The sequence below is a fragment of the Vibrio sp. V38_P2S17PM301 genome (assembly GCF_009904845.1).
GTDB lineage: Bacteria > Pseudomonadota > Gammaproteobacteria > Enterobacterales > Vibrionaceae > Vibrio > Vibrio proteolyticus.
This window is the reverse complement of record NZ_WXWO01000051.1, coordinates 1-16471: the sequence shown is the minus strand read 5'-3', so window position 1 is coordinate 16471 and position 16471 is coordinate 1. Positions and strand designations below refer to the sequence as shown.

11 protein-coding genes and 1 pseudogene are annotated in these 16471 nt (G+C 48.6%); all 12 read left to right on the top strand.

Going from position 1 to position 16471, the window contains the following annotated elements; genetic code table 11:
- The first annotated feature begins 33 nt into the window (after positions 1 to 33).
- Positions 34 to 666, top strand: a complete 633-nt coding sequence (locus CAG64_RS10950; RefSeq protein WP_161488955.1) for a hypothetical protein — start codon at positions 34 to 36, stop codon at positions 664 to 666.
- Positions 666 to 3395 (top strand): hypothetical protein, encoded by a 2730-nt coding sequence (locus tag CAG64_RS10945; protein WP_161488956.1) that lies wholly within the window; start codon positions 666 to 668, stop codon positions 3393 to 3395. Before CAG64_RS10950 ends, CAG64_RS10945 begins: the two co-directional genes overlap by 1 nt.
- Positions 3388 to 3846: a hypothetical protein gene (locus tag CAG64_RS10940; RefSeq protein ID WP_161488957.1), complete on the top strand. Its 459-nt coding sequence runs from the start codon at positions 3388 to 3390 to the stop codon at positions 3844 to 3846. Before CAG64_RS10945 ends, CAG64_RS10940 begins: the two co-directional genes overlap by 8 nt.
- The gene (locus CAG64_RS10935; RefSeq protein WP_161488958.1) at positions 3834 to 4367 is read left to right on the top strand and encodes a hypothetical protein; all 534 of its coding nucleotides are present in this window, start codon (positions 3834 to 3836) and stop codon (positions 4365 to 4367) included. Before CAG64_RS10940 ends, CAG64_RS10935 begins: the two co-directional genes overlap by 13 nt.
- A complete protein-coding gene (locus CAG64_RS10930) occupies positions 4367 to 6430 on the top strand; it encodes a hypothetical protein (protein ID WP_161488959.1) in 2064 nt (687 codons plus the stop codon). The genes CAG64_RS10935 and CAG64_RS10930 overlap by 1 nt, the downstream gene beginning before the upstream one ends.
- Positions 6430 to 8421, top strand: a complete 1992-nt coding sequence (locus CAG64_RS10925; RefSeq protein WP_161488960.1) for a hypothetical protein — start codon at positions 6430 to 6432, stop codon at positions 8419 to 8421. The genes CAG64_RS10930 and CAG64_RS10925 overlap by 1 nt, the downstream gene beginning before the upstream one ends.
- On the top strand, positions 8418 to 10898 hold the full coding sequence (locus CAG64_RS10920) for a hypothetical protein (protein WP_161488961.1): 2481 nt from the start codon (positions 8418 to 8420) through the stop codon (positions 10896 to 10898). The genes CAG64_RS10925 and CAG64_RS10920 overlap by 4 nt, the downstream gene beginning before the upstream one ends.
- Before the next feature lie 568 nt (positions 10899 to 11466).
- Complete coding sequence (locus CAG64_RS10915) at positions 11467 to 11640, top strand: hypothetical protein (protein ID WP_161488962.1); 174 nt, start codon at positions 11467 to 11469, stop codon at positions 11638 to 11640.
- Positions 11641 to 11769: 129 nt separating this feature from the next.
- Positions 11770 to 14316: a hypothetical protein gene (locus CAG64_RS23970; RefSeq protein WP_202600958.1), complete on the top strand. Its 2547-nt coding sequence runs from the start codon at positions 11770 to 11772 to the stop codon at positions 14314 to 14316.
- A gap of 20 nt (positions 14317 to 14336) precedes the next feature.
- Positions 14337 to 15080, top strand: a complete 744-nt coding sequence (locus CAG64_RS23625) for a hypothetical protein (protein ID WP_202600957.1) — start codon at positions 14337 to 14339, stop codon at positions 15078 to 15080.
- A gap of 6 nt (positions 15081 to 15086) precedes the next feature.
- Positions 15087 to 16181, top strand: coding sequence for an immunoglobulin domain-containing protein (locus CAG64_RS10900; protein WP_161488963.1), 1095 nt, complete (start codon positions 15087 to 15089; stop codon positions 16179 to 16181).
- Positions 16182 to 16288: 107 nt separating this feature from the next.
- A pseudogene (locus CAG64_RS10895) lies at positions 16289 to 16471 on the top strand (IS3 family transposase); the annotation flags it as partial.

Below are 16471 nucleotides of genomic sequence, written 5' to 3'. Positions count from 1 at the left end.
ATTTTGGGGGCTTTTTTGTTTGAGGGTTATGAAATGTTATCTAAGACTGAAATTTGTAATATCGCGCTTGGTCGTGCTCAACATACTCAGCGTGTAGCAAACATCGATACAGAAAACTCTTTGGCTGCAGAAATGTGCCGCCAGTATTGGAAAGTGAGCATTGAATCTGTGTTAGAGGGTATATCCCCATCATTCGCACAGCGAATCGAACGCCTAGCGCTTTTGCCTAACCAAATAAACAAACAGTACGACAATGTTTATATCCTGCCTGACGACTGCCTGGCGCCGCTTAAAGTGGTGACGGCTGATTACCGCGCCAGCCGCAAATATAACGCTTCTCATGAAATCGACTTTATCAAGGGACAGTCTGACGATGGCAAGAATAAAACCATCCAGACCGATATTGATAACGCCTATCTCCTATACACCACGCGTAACGTGGATACACACATGTTTGATCCTACGTTTGTAACGGCCCTGACGTTTCTGATGGGTTCGAATCTGGCGAACTCAGTTAAAAAGGATACCGATTTAGCTAATCAGCTGGCTGGTACTTATATGCGCTTAATCTCGAAATCTGCAGCCATCGATAAGAACGCGCAAAGCTCAGAAATCAATTACGCGTACAACTTCGCTAATCCGTCGCTTGATGAAAGGTTGAATTAATGGTCGCCGTAAAAACAATTAAGCCGTCTATGAGCGCCGGTGAGCTATCGCCGGAAATGTTCGGGCGCGTAGACACAGAGCATTACCAACTAGGCTTAGCCCTGGCGCGTAACTTTTTTGTCGACTATCACGGAGGATTAACCAACCGGCCAGGAACGCTGCATGTTAGTAACGTAAACAGCATGGTGAGACACTTCCCGTTTGAGCGGTCCGCGCAAGAAACCTACATGTTAGAGCTAGGAGAGAAGACGCTCAGAGTCCTGCAGGGCGGAAAGTACATCATGAACGGCAACACTCCATTAACCGTCGCAACGCCTTACACTGCAGCAGATCTGCCCGAAATACGCTACATCCAATCCGTGGACGTCATGACGTTGTTCCATGCCAATTATCCGATGCAGCAGATTAAGCACTATGCGCGGACGGATTGGCGCGTTGACCAGTTTCAGCAAAAAAGCGGCCCCTATCAATCCGTAAACATCGAGGACAATAAATTGATGTGGTCAGACGGCCAAACGGGGACCGTGAACATTTACACGGATTTTGATCTTTTCACTGCCGATATGGTGGGTGAGTTTTTATACCTGGAAACCACCGGGAAATATTTTACTAACTCATGGGTGCAACGCATGGTCGCTAAGAAAGGCGATTATTGCTATTACGCCGGTAACTACTACGAATGCGTTGAAGCCCGTTCAAACTCGTTAACAGGCGACGTACCGCCAACACACACCGAGGGCGAACGATGGGATGGCCCGGACCAGGATTTACCCAACGATAACGACGATCATTTTATTGGTATCAAGTGGCGTTATTCGAATAGCGGTTTCGGTGAGGTAAAAATCACTAAATTTATTTCTGCCCGTCAGGTAGAGGGACAAGTCACGATTGAGCTGCCGAAAGATTTATCCGGGGCTGGTGGTACACCGGATACCTCTTGGGAATATTTAGCGGTCCCATACACACCAGATTTTGACATGACAAGCCCAAAACCCGACACAACAGATAACTCAAAGTTTCGCGCCTATCTGCGTCGGACAGTTGATTATGTAGAAATACCGCAACGTGATACTTGGTACGTGTGGGAGGCAAAAGGTGATTATCATTTTCACATCATAGAACAGGACGGATGGACCGAGAGCGGCGGCGAAGTGGCCGATCTGAAAGTGGTTAAACCTGGCTCTCAAGCTCTTGAGGCAAAAACTTACAAATGGGCTGTGTCTGCGTTAAGCAAGCGAAACGGTTATCCGGCGTGTGGTGCGTACTATTCTGACCGGCTAAACCTGGGCGGCAATGTGCGTTACTCACAAACCATATGGGCCAGTAAGACCGATTCTTATAATGACTTCGGGATGAGTAAGCCGTTGCTGGCTGACGACTCACTGACACTAAACGTTGCCGGGATCCAACTAAGTGAGATTGAACACTTGTTACCGCTTAACGCTTTGCTCGCGTTCACTAGTGGTGGTGTTTGGGCTGTACTTCCAAAAGAATCACAAAAAATGTCTGCAGAGGATCCGCCGTCGATAGATGTGCAGTCTTACAACGGCTGCAGTTACCTGGCTCCGCTTATCACTGGTGGGCATGGCGTTTACGTCCAGCGCGGTGAAAAAGTTGTCCGAGAAATTCAATACGATTTCGGGCGCAACTCTTTTGTAGACGCCAATTTGTGTATTCGTTCGTCCCACATTTTCCGCAATCGTCGGATCGTCTCCTGGGCATTCGCAAAGAACCCGTATAGCTTGATCTGGTGCGTTCTTAATGATGGCACAGCAGCAAGCCTCACCTATATGAAAGAGCAGCAGGTGTGGGGCTGGACCACCCACACAACCAACGGAAAATTTAAAGGCGTTTCAGCGGTCGAGGAAGACGAGCGGACCGCCGTTTATTTTGTGGTTGAGCGCATGATTAACGGCTCGCCGGCTCTGCATGTTGAATATCAGACGGATCGAAATTTTACCGATCTTGATAGTGCTGTGTTTATGGATGATGCCGTGTTTATCGATAACACAGTAAAAGGTATCTGGTTAACTTTATCGGGTGGCGTCACCTGGGAACATCCGGAGGAAATCACGGCTACCACATCACAAGCATTTTTTGATGATAGCACGTCAGGTAAAACGCTAATTATCAAACATGACGGGAACGTTTTTAAAGTTTTCGTGCTGTCTGTTATCGATGCGCGTAACGCCATAGCCCAACTGCAACAAGTGATCCCAGAAGACCTGCGAGAAAACCCGCTCTATGAGTGGGGGCCTGCTATCGAAGATATTCGGGTGATGGATTACTTGGATAATCAGGAGGTCGGCATTGTGGCCGATGGTATGTACAAGGGAAAACAAACTGTCTCTTACGGAGTCATTCAGTTACAAGACCCTGCGTTAAAAGTAAGCGTAGGCCTGATCTATGAATCGCTTGGTAAATCCTTGCCGTTAGATCTGCCCGGAGCACAGCAAAGCATTAAGGACCAATACAAAGCGGTGAGCCGCGTCAACATGGAAGTGCACGACACTTACGGCGGTTTTGCAGGGACGTCGCTTGATAACATGTATGAAATCAAACAGCGAGAATACGAGGATTACACCTCACCACTAAAAGCGAAAACAGGGATCCACGTTGTTGATGTGAGTTCTGTTTATGACATGCCAGGACAATTTTACTTTCAACAACCTGATCCAATGCCGTTTAGCTTACTCGCTTTAATTCCGGAGTTTGAGATCGGTGATTGAGTACAGAAAAATTAATGAACAAGTGATCGCGGAGCTGTGTAAGGACGCACGCCCTGCGGATCTGGATGAAGTCGACGCCATGACCGGGAAAGATTTCATAACCGCCATTAAGGAAAGTCTAGAGCTATCTGATTGGGCGCTGTGCTGCTACTCGAACGGGGAGTTATTAGGCGTGTTCGGCCTAATGCAAACCAACGTATTAGCCGACATTGCAGCGCCCTGGATGATCGGAACGAACGCCATCTACCGGCACCAAAAAGAATTCATGCAAGCGAGCCGAGAATCGCTCGAATGGATGAAGGTTCGAGCGTCAACACTGGAATATTTTGTTTACTGCAAACACGCTGCCGCCGTTCGATGGCTGCAGCGCCTTGGCTTTAATTTTGGCGAGGTCGTAACCATTGGGCCACGCAATGAAAAATTTAAGAGGTTTTTTCTATGTGTACAGTAGCTTTAGGCGCATTGGCCGCGAGTGCTGCCGGTTATGGTGGCGCGACTGTTGCCGGTTTGGGTACAGCTGCGACAGCTGCAACCGTTGTCGCCAGTGCTGCAGCTGGCGCGCAGTCCGGCGCACAGTATGAGGCCGCAGAATATAACGAAAGTGTTGCAGAAAAAAACGCGGACCGTTTACGAGGTGAAGCAGAAAACGAGCGGATCGCCGGTAGCCAGGAAGCGCAAAAAGCTGACATTGAAACGCGCCGGCGTACAGCTCGGGCCGCTGTGGAATTTGCAGGACGCGGCCTGGACATTTCATCTGGTACTGCTGCAGGTTTGCTGGAACAAAGTCAGGAAGTCGGAGCAATGGACGCGCTAACCGCGCTTAACAACGCAAATCGCCGCGCCTACCAGTTGGAAGGGGAAGCAATCAACATTGTGAGCCAAGCGAAGCAACAGAAAAAATCCGCTCGCACCGGCTTATATACTACGGTTTTGGCCTCAGCCGCTAAGCCTGTAATGACGGGGATGATCTAATGGGTACAGTCAACATACCAGGCACCAGCCAAGCTCGAGCGCAAACGGGTAATGTTGCGCTCGATCGGACCCGCGCTACTGCTGCAGATTTTGGCGGTGACGCGTTCGGCCAGGTTGCGGATATGGCGAGCGGTTTTGCTCAAAAACTGCAGAATCAAGCGGACGTAGCCTGGAACAACGAGAATAAAAATAACCTTTACTCATACATGAATGAGCAGGCCGAGCAGTTTAAGCAAAATTCAAAGGGTAAAAATGTTCTCAAGGACGGCCAGCAATTAGAAGAAAATTTTCAGAAGTACATTCAAAACAACCGGGCAAATGTGCCGGAGCGTTATCAGGCGCTTTATGATTCACAGGCACAGGCGACGCTTTCTGATTTTAATCGCGTCATATCCGATCACCAGAACCGTGAGATCGAGCGGTACAAGGTCAACGAATTTCAGGCCGCGCAAACTAACGCAATTTCTTTCATTGGCTCCAACTACCAGGACGAAAAATTAGTCAATGAGCAAGTGCGGAGCATGACGGCCAATCAGATCGCCTATGACCAAGCGAACGGCCAATCTGATGAGGTGATCAAGGCCAACGCACTGAACACCACCACAGCGGCGCGCTCGTCCGTTGTTGACCAGTATTTGTCCGGTGAAAAACTCACCCAGGCAAAAAGTTATCTTGAAAAATACCAGGAGGATTTTGATCCTGCAGTGCGTAGCCGGTACCTATCAAAAATTGATGCCGCTCTAAAGACGCGCCGAGCAGCTGCACAAAAAGAGTATTCAACAGGCGTTAGTAATTACATTTCTTATCTGGCTGATGGTAACGAGCCAATCGCCGGACGCTACACAAAAGATCAAATCGTGAATGTGTACGGCCAAGAGAAAGGTGAGAAAATATATCAGCAGGTGGCCGACTATGAAGACTTTGCAACCAAGTTTAACCAGGTGCGTGATGCTTCTCCGCAGGAGTTAAACGAGCTGCTAAGCTCTCAGAAACCGGGAAGCCCCGAAGACTACCCAAGAGAGGCAAGGCAATACAAATCTCTTTTGAGTGCCGTTGACGCTCGAAATAAACGCATTGCTCAAGACCCTGCCGCCTATTCGATGAGTAATGATCTGGTAAAAGCCTCTTTTCAACGTGCTGCAGAAAACGGTGATTATGAATCTTACGCCAGCGCGACGATTGCAGAACAAGAGCGGATCGGCGTTCCATCAGCCTTGACCCGGATTCTAGATAAGACCACCGCGAAAAACTTTGTGATGCAGTACAAACAGGGCGGAGAAAGCGCAGCTGATCTGGTAAACAATTTGCGCCAGCAGTACGGCGAATATTTCCCGCGTGTTATGCGTGACCTGTATAAAGAAGACTTACCGCCTAACGTGGGCGTTGTTGCGGTCCTTGGCAATTCACCTGCAGCTACGTATTTGAGCGAAGCGGATAAAATCGGATTCAAAACGTTAAAGGCCAACGTAGGCAATGACGATTATAAAGCGATTCAAACTGATGTGAGCGGATACATAGGAAATGAATATTCCGACTCTATTAACGGGCTGGCGAATCAATCCGTTATTAAACGCCAGATCCAAACGTCTGCAGAAACGCTGGCTTTGTATTACCTAGATAATGGGCTGGCTGACAGTACATCAGACGCTGCAGAGAAAGCCTACAAGGAAATCATTAGCGACCGTTACGAATTCCGCACCAGTGGATCATTGCTCGGTTTTGGTGGCAACACTTACCGCGTACCCGTCGAGATAAACGGTTATTCACCCAACACTGACAAGGTAGATAACGCGCTTGATAAGTTGCTCGATGTCATACCAAAAATGAGCCTAATGTCACCGGCAGACCCGCAAATTGAAAGCGACGAACTGAGAGAGCAGTTATACAAACGACGTTTGCAGCCGCGCTGGTTGACGCGTGGCGATGATGCCGGAGTAGAACTGGTTGATCAGAATAATCAGCCGGTGTTGTTGGTTGATGGTCAGAAAATTTTTTACACCTGGCGCGACCTGGAAGAAATGGATCTTGATGAGGTGGAGAAAATTTGGGGGTTAGTTGAATAATGTTTGATGATACTGGCGCATTAGTTCGGCGTAAATATTCACTGAGTGAACTGGACCCAGGAACGGCGGCTTATGACTCTCTCCGGCAAAGCATGAGCGAGTCTTTCAGCTTTGCGACCTGGGACAATAACGAACTTATCCGGGCGAACATGGGCGAGGAAGATCTCCGGTTTGGTCCATTCGAAGCCCAAGAGCCGGAAAAATTAAAAGTCCTTTTTGGCGTCGAAAAAAAATTACCCACTGAGCAAGCCGAGGCACAGATCAAGGCAAAGCAACTGCCGTTAAAAGTGCCTGAAAATGGTGTAACACAGAAAGCCTTAGATATTCTGGTCGAGCGCAAACAAAACGAAATTATGCGCAAGAAACAGATCGAGGACTCCACCGGATTTTTTAACGGCTCTGTCCAGTTTTCTGCAGCTGTCGCCGGTCAAATGTTGGACCCGGTAAACCTGGCTCTGAGTTTTATGCCGGTGATCGCTCCGGCCCGTTATTCCGCCATGGTGGCCGGTGCCAATAATGCATGGTCCCGCTCCGGTATTCGTGCCGGCGTGGGGGCGCTTGAAGGGACTGCAGGGGCCGTAGCCGTAGAGCCTGCCATCTACTTTGCAAAACAAGAGGAACAAGCTGATTATCAAATGTCGGATTCCCTTTGGAATGTGGCGTTAGGTGGTGTTTTGGGCGGCGGTTTGCATGTTGGCGGGGGGGCCTATTCTGATTTTCGCGCCGGTAGACGTTCGCAGATAACGCCCCAGGGGGCCACCGCTCAAGCCGTAGATAACGCATCACCACAAACACGCGAGGCCATGCTAAAAACTGGCTTACAAATGGAGGCGCAGGGCTATAACGCTGATGTGACTGCAGTCGCAGCCATGGACCCGGCATTAAACCCGGCGATCTTTGTACAGCGAAATCCTAAGCTCTATTTTGACCAGGTAAAAAAACGCCGTGAGGCAGCTGGCGTTATGTCTCGCATGAAACGCCCGGAATATCGTCAGCGCGTGAGTGACCTGGCAGCAGAGGCAAAACGCATTACCAGTACTAAAGGCGTGTCACCGGACGTTGATTCTATCCAGGACGCGATCAGCAAGTTAGGCGGCATTGCCAGAACAGCTGCAGAATCTGAGGGCTTTGATCCGGCAGGTTTTGCAAAAAATCGTGCTTTCAGGAAATCAGGTGGGAAAGGTTTTGATGAAATGGCCGAGGCGCTGAACCAGTACGGTTACCGCTCTCTTGATGGTTCCCCGCTCGATGCAAATAGCTTGGTTGATATTATGGTGAACGGTGCAGATCCTGAGCGGGTTATGAGTGTGTCTGGCCGTCAGGGACCAGATACCGATTTGATCAGGCAGTTGAAAAAATCCGGATACAAACCGGAGGACGTCAGTAAGGCATTAGAGAAAATGTCCGCCGGTGAGCCATTAGGCGCACGACAACAGCGCATTGTGGAGGACGCATTAACGCTGATAGGCGGCCGACGGATGGAAGAGAGGGGACCACTGGCACTGCAGCGCAAAGGCGGCGCACAGTCCACCAGAACGCCGCAACAGGCTGAATCTGAAATCATGGATTTTCTTTCCAAACGAGCTATGAGTGAGCAGCAAGTCGACGACATCGAGAGACTACTTGATCTGATGGAAGACAACTTATTAACCGGTGATGAGTTTGTAAGCTCTGTAAAATCGATGTTCCCAGATTTACCAATGCATGAAAACCCAGGGCTTGCATTGCAGCACACTGTAGAAAATGGGTTCAAAGCTGAGAATGTGCGCGGCGCTGACAAAGCGGCTGCAGATGAGGCAGAGATGAAACTTGCTGAACCTGAGAGAAATGTTGATCAGGAGCTTGAGCAGATTCAGGTCATGTTTGATGAACACGAAAAAGCGCGAGGCGCTGAACCAGCAGACTTAGCTGAGTATGACGCAGCAATCACCAAAGCAGAACAGGACGCGACCGCGTTTGAAGCTGCATTTATGTGTAGGCTAAACAAATGATCACTTGTGCAGACGCAATAAAAAACGCTACTGGTAAAGATTACGAACTGTCAGAGATTGACGAGTTTATTCACCAAGCAGATCGCATCCGTCAGCGAATTATGAATGATGCAAATATTGCTGATAAAACGAAGGCGTTAGAAGAGGCCCTGAACGACGTCAAAGAGGAAATGGTTGCAGCGGCAAAAATTGAAAAACGTAACGCCATGATTAACAAGATGCGTCAGGAGGAAAATATTGATTTTCTTCAATCGCAATTCAATGACGATCTAAACATGGGCGTGCAGGCCTTGTTAGTTGGCTCTGAGCGCAATCGAGTAGGAGCGCGCTTGTCTGCAGACGCGCAACAAAAATCACTCTCTAATGCTTATATGGGCGGTCTAGTGCATGACCTGGAAGCAAAGGGAGTGTTTAAACTGGCGCTTTCTGGTGAGCTTGATCGAGACATTGCGAGGGCGTTATCCGGCCAGCAGGTGAATAACCCGGACGCGCAAGCTATTGCTGACGCGATTCAGAAATATCAGGAAGTCGCCCGAAAAGACGCAAACCGCGCAGGAGCCTGGATTAAAAAAATTGATGGTTACATTACCAGGCAGACGCATGACGGGGATCTGATCGCTAAGGCGAACGCGGACGAGTACATAAACTTTTTACGCAGCAAGCTGGATTTAGAAAAAACGCTGGAAGGTGTCGACGATGAAGCCGGATTTTTTGATTCCGTTTATCAGGCGCTGGCGTCAGGCGTCCACCTGTCAGGCTCTCCAAAGGACATTACAACCGCGTTTAAAGGTAATGCGAATATGGCGCGCAAAATGTCAGAGGGCCGCTTGCTGCACTTCAAAGATGCAGATTCATGGACGGACTATAACAACAAGTATGGATCGGGTGATTTAATGTCGTCTGTATTATCTGGCCTAGAAATGTCAGGGCAGAAAACAGGCCTTATGCGCGTTATGGGGACCAATCCAGAATCAATGTACGATGTGATTTATGACCGGCTAACGCGAGCCTCTAAGACTGCAGAAGAAAGGGACGCTCTAAACAAGGGCAAAGCCAAAAATGAAAAATTTCTTTTTGAGGTGAATGGCTCAACACGAATAGCCGGTAACCAGGTCGCTGCGAAATACATGTCAAATATTCGCGCTTGGCAGTCGCTTGCTAAATTGGGCGGTGCGCTTCTTTCCAGCTTTTCCGATCTGCCAGTGTACGCATCTGAGGTACGTTACCAGGGCGGTAATATGCTTAGTGGCCTTGGTGAATCTCTTATGGGGTTAAAAAAGGGACGTGGTAACGTTGAGCATCGTCAGATCATGGCGAACCTGGGCGTTAGCATGGATTCATTTATCGGGGATTTAACCAGTCGCTTTGATTCCCAAGGCGATTACTCTGGCAAAATGCAGAAAGCAATGAATCTGTTTTTTAAATTAAACGGGCTTACCTGGTGGACGGACTCACTGAAACGTTCTGCAGCTATCGGCACAAGTAACCGACTCTTTCAGCAAGCTGGTAAAAACTTTTCTGATGTGGATCCTGCCTTGCGCCGTGTTATGGAGCTTTACGGGATAGGCGATCCAGAATGGAACATCATTAGACAGGCGAGACAGACGGCAGAAGACGGGACCGGCTTTATAACGCCCGAAGCAATGCGCCAGCTGCCCGACGATCCATTCATTGAATTATTGGAGGGTGCCGGATTACAGGCCACTGACTACCGCGTTGAACTGCTTAAAGATGAAATCGAAACCAAAATACGGGCCTTTGTTTCTGATCGCCAGGGCTACGCTGTTTTAGAACCTGACGCCCGTAGTCGTGCTGTATGGACTAGAAAAACACAACGAGGTACTTTGCCTGGTGAACTGTTGCGTTCAATGTCCCAGTTTAAGCAGTTTCCAACCGTGTTTTTACAACGAATGATAGGGCGGGAGATAAAAGGCAAATCTAAGGCAACCGGATTGGGAATAGCGCACGATTCACCGCTTTATGGTTTCGCGTCCTTGTTCGGGGCGTTGACCGTGGCCGGTTATGTATCGATGACAGCAAAAGACGCAACCAAAGGGCGAGAGCCCCGCGACCCGCTTGATCCTAAAACTTGGGCGGCGGCTATGGCACAAGGAGGTGGGTTGGGTATCTATGGGGATTTTGTCTTTGGTGATATTAAAAACCGCTTTGGCGGCAGCGTGCTTGATACGCTCGCAGGGCCAACCATTGGCCTAATCCCTCAGATCGCAGACCTGGTAGGCCGAGCTAAAAGCGGCGACGACTTAGCCGCGGCCACGCTAACCACAACATTGAATAACACGCCATTCATGAACATGTTTTACAGTCGCATTTTGCTGGATTATCTGATCCTTTATGATATGCGCGAGTCAATAAATCCCGGCTACCTAAAGCGAATGGAGAAACGCATTGAGAAAGACAACAATCAAGAAATGTTGCTCCCTCCATCACAGAACCGTTTAAGGCCGTTTACCGACTAAAAACAAGTCCTCTAAGGAGGGCTTTTTTTAAATGAGGAGGAAATAAAACTAGGTGTTTTGTCGTTTAGAACATACTGATGAGGTTAGTAGATACCCAAATGACAGTTTCAGGGGTTATCAAAGAATCGGTATTGTACATCGTTTACGAGCTAACCCCGTATAAGAGTTGCACCGTATGGCACACGATACTCAAGTTCTTTGCAGCTTCCTGGTGGGGGCTGTTGTCCTGCAGGCCTATCATGGTACCAGATGCGGCATTCTCCAGGCGGCGGTAAATGTCCTTTTGGGATGCTGCGATAATGGTGATCATAAGTCGAGTCTGAATCGATAATAATCTTACCGCTATAGGTAGAGCAACCAGCCAGAAAAGTAATGAATGTGAATAAGATGAGTGTTTTCATTGGAGAGTATTATTGGTGATTATGCATTCTATGATTATAGATAGTATCTATCTGGATGAGATAAACATAAAAGGAACCGTTGTCTAACTCTGACAGAGTTGTTTGGATGTTGCTAGTTGCACATGACTATTCTTTTTGTATGGTGCGTTTTCTTTGAGGGATCCCATATGGATAATGATCGTTTTCAAAAGCTCATTCGCGCAATTAACCACCTTTCACAAGACCAGCTTGTTTGTTTAATGCAAGCGCTCTCTACATATGAAGAAGTATCTTCGAAAGCGCTGCTTACCGAAGAAGAACTATCTATGTTGAATGATATATTCATTGATGAGCAAGAATAAGTCATAGCGAGATGAATAGACACTAAAACCCTCAAGAGTTCTCTCTACCAGCCCCCATTCTTTTGGCGGTTTTGAGCACACCCCGCGCTTTATCCTCTACCAATCAACAACCACAAGAGATAAGGCGCAATGACCATACAAACAGACCTGGGACGGGTTTTGTTACAATGTGATGGTGTAACAAACCGGTTCCCTTTTCGTTTCAAAATCTTCGCTCCGGAAGATTTAAAGGTTTACCTAGTCCATCCATCTGATCCGCTAGTTGAGTTAAGGCCCGGCCTTGATTATTCCGTTGATGGCTTGCAATGGCTTAACGGTGGCGACATCACCACAGCTCAACGCTACGACTCAATTTATCAACTCCTGATTGTCCGCGATCCATCATTACTGCAGGAAACATCATTTCGAAACCTGGGCGCGTTTTTCCCTGAGAAACACGAGGACGCTTTTGATCGAATCTATATGATTCTGCAGGGGCTGAATTACGACGCAGATAAAACGCTGAAACAAAACAGCGCGGGTGAGTGGGACTTTCTTGGGCTGCAGTCTACAAACGTGCCCTACCCGCAAAAGGGTGATTCTGTAGCTACTCCAGCTTATGTGATTGATCGAATTAAGGCGGCGCAGCTTGAGAGCGTTTTGATCACTCCTATCTATTGGGACGGCGTTATATCTCCGGGCGTTTATTTTTATCCGTTGACCGGTGCCGATGTTGAAGACGAAAACACCTACCGGGTGGTGATAGACGGGATCCCACAGCGGCCCCGAAAAGACTACGCGATACACATCGACAAGGACAACCCGACTAACTCAACGATTGAGTTTATTGGTTCAATTTTGCCTGACGGGCGTAACTGGTGGGTTATCTGTACCGGTAAAGCTGCAGCTGTCGGTGATGTGCCATTTATGCGTTTTGAAAAAACGCTTGATCGAGAGATCAACCAGGTATCCACCAACATAGGTTTTATTGATGCAATGGTGTTCATCGATGGCGAGTACATCCCGCGCAAAGACTGGACACTGTTACCCACTGTTAACGCGATTAAGTTTAATAACCGCACCGTAAAGCCTGGTCAAACGGTTACGGCAATGTTGAACCTGAGAACGGATTTTACTTTAGGTAACCCGTTAAAAATTAATGGCCGTGACACGCTTGATAACATCCGGGTGAAAGTGGGCGAAATTGGCGACGTTTGGATCTCAACGACTGCAGGACAAACCGCCGACCCTAACGGATTGGTTTCTGATGTTAGCCCTGGTGACGCGTTGGTGTGGGCCTATAACAAATCATACCCTGACGGCTGGGTCTACATTGGCCCTATCACAGTCGGCCAAAAGGGCGACAAGGGCGACCAGGGGCCGAAAGGTGATCGAGGTGATCGAGGTCCGCAAGGTGTGCAAGGTCCACGCGGGCCGCAAGGGATACAGGGCTTGTCACCGGAGCACCGTTGGAACGGTCCAAACTTACAATTCAGGAACCCGGACGGCTCCTGGGGTAAAGAGGAAGACTTAACCGGCCCAATGGGACCAACCGGGCCACAAGGCCAGGACGGCCCACGTGGTGAAACAGGCGATTCATACGAGCCTAACGAAGTCGGGCTTTTTGCTGACCGTGGCAATTTTGATAATAGTCCCAAAGGCTTTGGCTATTTCGCCACGGATTTTGATTTCGGCGCTGCGTTCGGTAAGGACGTCGAGGAGTTATTCACAGCCACGCAAGGGCAAACAGAATTTAATTTGCCTGAACCAATACCGACAAATTCAAAGGTTTTGGTTTTTATCGGTAACTCTTACCAGAGAGCAGAAAAATACGAGCTGCCCGATCAGTCAACTCTAAGATTTAAATTTGGTCTGGACGATGGCGCTAACGTTCTGATTCGCTCGATCATGCCTTACCTGATGAAAGGCGCTCTTTTTCTTAAACAATCATCAACACCTGGTGACTGGTCTGATCCTTTCCCGTTCGGGCAGGGACCACAGGGGCGACCTGGTCCGGAAGGACCACAAGGGCCAGTAGGACCGCAAGGGCCACGCGGGCCACAAGGTTTAAAAGGTGTTCAGGGTGACCAGGGAATACCTGGCCCAGAGGGTGATCAGGGTATCGATGGTCCCGAGGGGCCAGCAGGACCACCTGGGCCAAAAGGGCCACAGGGACCAAAAGGTGAAGCCGGTAACCAAGGGCCGGAGGGACCGAGCGGACCAGAAGGGCCACAAGGACCGCAGGGTCCAGTTGGGCCAGTGGGACCGCAAGGACCAAAAGGCGCAACCGGGGATAAAGGTCCAACTGGTAACGAGGGGCGACCTGTAGAGAGTGGCATTATCCGCAGTTCAAAAAATTTAGCTTCTGATACTAACTGGCAGGAGTTCGGCCGATACGACTTCCCAAGCAAGCCATACAACCGGAACGTTGTTTTGACATCAGCAGTCAAGCTGTATACGCGCAACAGCGGGGCCAATGTTTATTGGCGCGTCTTGGTTGATGGTGTTGAGGTGTCAAACGATACCACAGGTTGGGGAGGAAGCATTGAAAGGCCCGATTATAAATCAGTCCTTGGCGTGGGAACGATAAGAGCTAATGCACCCGGCTTGGTCATTCTGCAGGGCCGTGTAACTTCAAAGGATTCCACAGGTGGTTATTTTGCTGAGGCATCTTCTGTTATTGCTGCGCCAGCCTAATGAGTCAGAGGTAAAAAATCATGGATAAAGTACAAGGCTTAGCGGTCGATGTAACCGGAGCAAAAGAAAAAGATCGTATAGAAGCAACAGATTTTGTGATTGTCACAGATTCGGCCACTGGCAAGAGCTTTAAAATCCGCGCTGACAATTTTACGTCCGCGCCTGGTGCCATAACCATCAGAGGGCTGGCAATGGTTGACGATCCGGCCACTACTGAGACAAGCATTGTTGTAGAAAACGATCCGAATAACGCAACTATTGAAGTCGGTACTGCCCCGGCTGGCGTTGCCGTTGTTGGTGCCGGTTACTTGGTTATCACCACAAACGAAAGCGGGATACCTACAAAAATAACCGGCTCTGATGATGTGTTATTTAATGAGGACCAGGTGATCTGGATCGGCAGTCGATGGGCCATCTTTGGTACCGGTAATCGCGTTCTAAGCGTTAATAATAAAACAGGCCATGTTAGTTTAACGGCGTCTGACGTTGGCGCGCTTCCTGATACAACTAAGATACCTGATGTTTCAAACTTGGTCCCTAACACCAGGACGGTGAACAAAAAGCCCCTTAATGCAGACATTGAGTTATCTGCAGACGATGTGGGCGCGGTGCCAACAACGCGAACTGTTAACGGTAATGCATTGGACAAAGACATAAAGCTGACTGCCTCCGACGTTGGCGCGCAACGGCAGATCACCGGTGGCACTGCAGAACCCGATCCGAGTGGCATGGCGGAGAACGACGTTTATATCAAATGGGAGTGATTCATCATGTACTTTAAAGACGCTGACGGCCTACATTTTGGCCGTCCTTACGTGATGTCAGGCGGCAAGCTTAGAAAGGCTTTAGAGGTCTATCAGAAAAAAAATGGCGTGGTCCATAAATACAGCTATATCGAGCCGCCGACCATAACAACGCAGCCTGTTGATCATGCTCCCGTTGCGGTAGGCAAGGAATATTCATTTTCATTAGTGGCGGATTCTGGCGGCGGTACGCTTTCATATCAGTGGTACAACGCCGAGTCAGGCGTGGAAGCTTACCCAATAAAACCAGAATACGGTGGAAACACTGACTCAATGGCTGTCTCAACCATCAATCCACTTGATAGCCATCCTTACTGGTGCAAGGTGAGTAATGAAAGGGGAACCGTTAACAGCAATACTGCCTATGTGAAAGTGGTGGGCAACCCGTCAGTCATCGAAAACCCAACCGCGCCAGGCTCGATCAATCTTGGTTCATCTGTGCCGCTGCACGCTGAATTTGATGCGCACTTTGGTACCTTGAATTTGCTTTGGGAGTTTAACTCTGATGCCGGTTATGAAACCATGGACGGCGGTCACGGTGTAACGGTTACCAACGTCAACTGGAAACCTACAAAGCCAGGTCAATATTCTGTTTGGTGTTCGGCGCGTAACGAGTTCAACAAAAGGACGACAACCGACACGCTAACAATTTACGTCATTGATCCATATATGACGCTAACACCCAAGGCTGGCGGTTCTTCCTCTCCTGGCAGCTATTATCGTGGTTTCGGTGATGGTAGTGCGGTGATTACTCCGGCGTTTGGATCGCTTGCCAATAACAAGTTAAAAGATCCGACTACCGGCGGCGCACAGAATTTTAGATTTTTCGCGGCTTATCAGCCAAACCCAACGAATACAAGCTGGCGAATTAGCGCTTATACACAGAACGACGCACACAAACACAGTTTAAGAATCACTCTTCCTGATGGCCGGAGTTATACAAAGCTGGCAACACGAAACGGATATTTTGAGTTATACCGAAAAGATTCAGCTGTCGTGCAAGTTGTTTTCGATTCTCTATGGGGATTGAAGTCAACCAGATTCAAAGCTGAATTGGTTTAAAAGTAGGAGACAAAAAAAGCCCCCTTGAACAGTAGGGGGCTTTTGCTTTGGGTCTGTAACGTCCTAAATAAGGTTGACACTTTCCAACCCCAAAATTGGAGAGTGTTATGAAATCAACCACTAAAAGAACTCAGCGCGATTACTCCCTCGCTTTTAAACTCACCGTAGTGGATGAGGTTGAAAAAGGCAGCCTCACTTACAAACAAGCTCAAGAGAAGTACGGCATCCAAGGTTGTTCTACCGTTTTAGTTTGGCTTCGTAAACATGGTCGACTAGATTGGTCTGAAGGG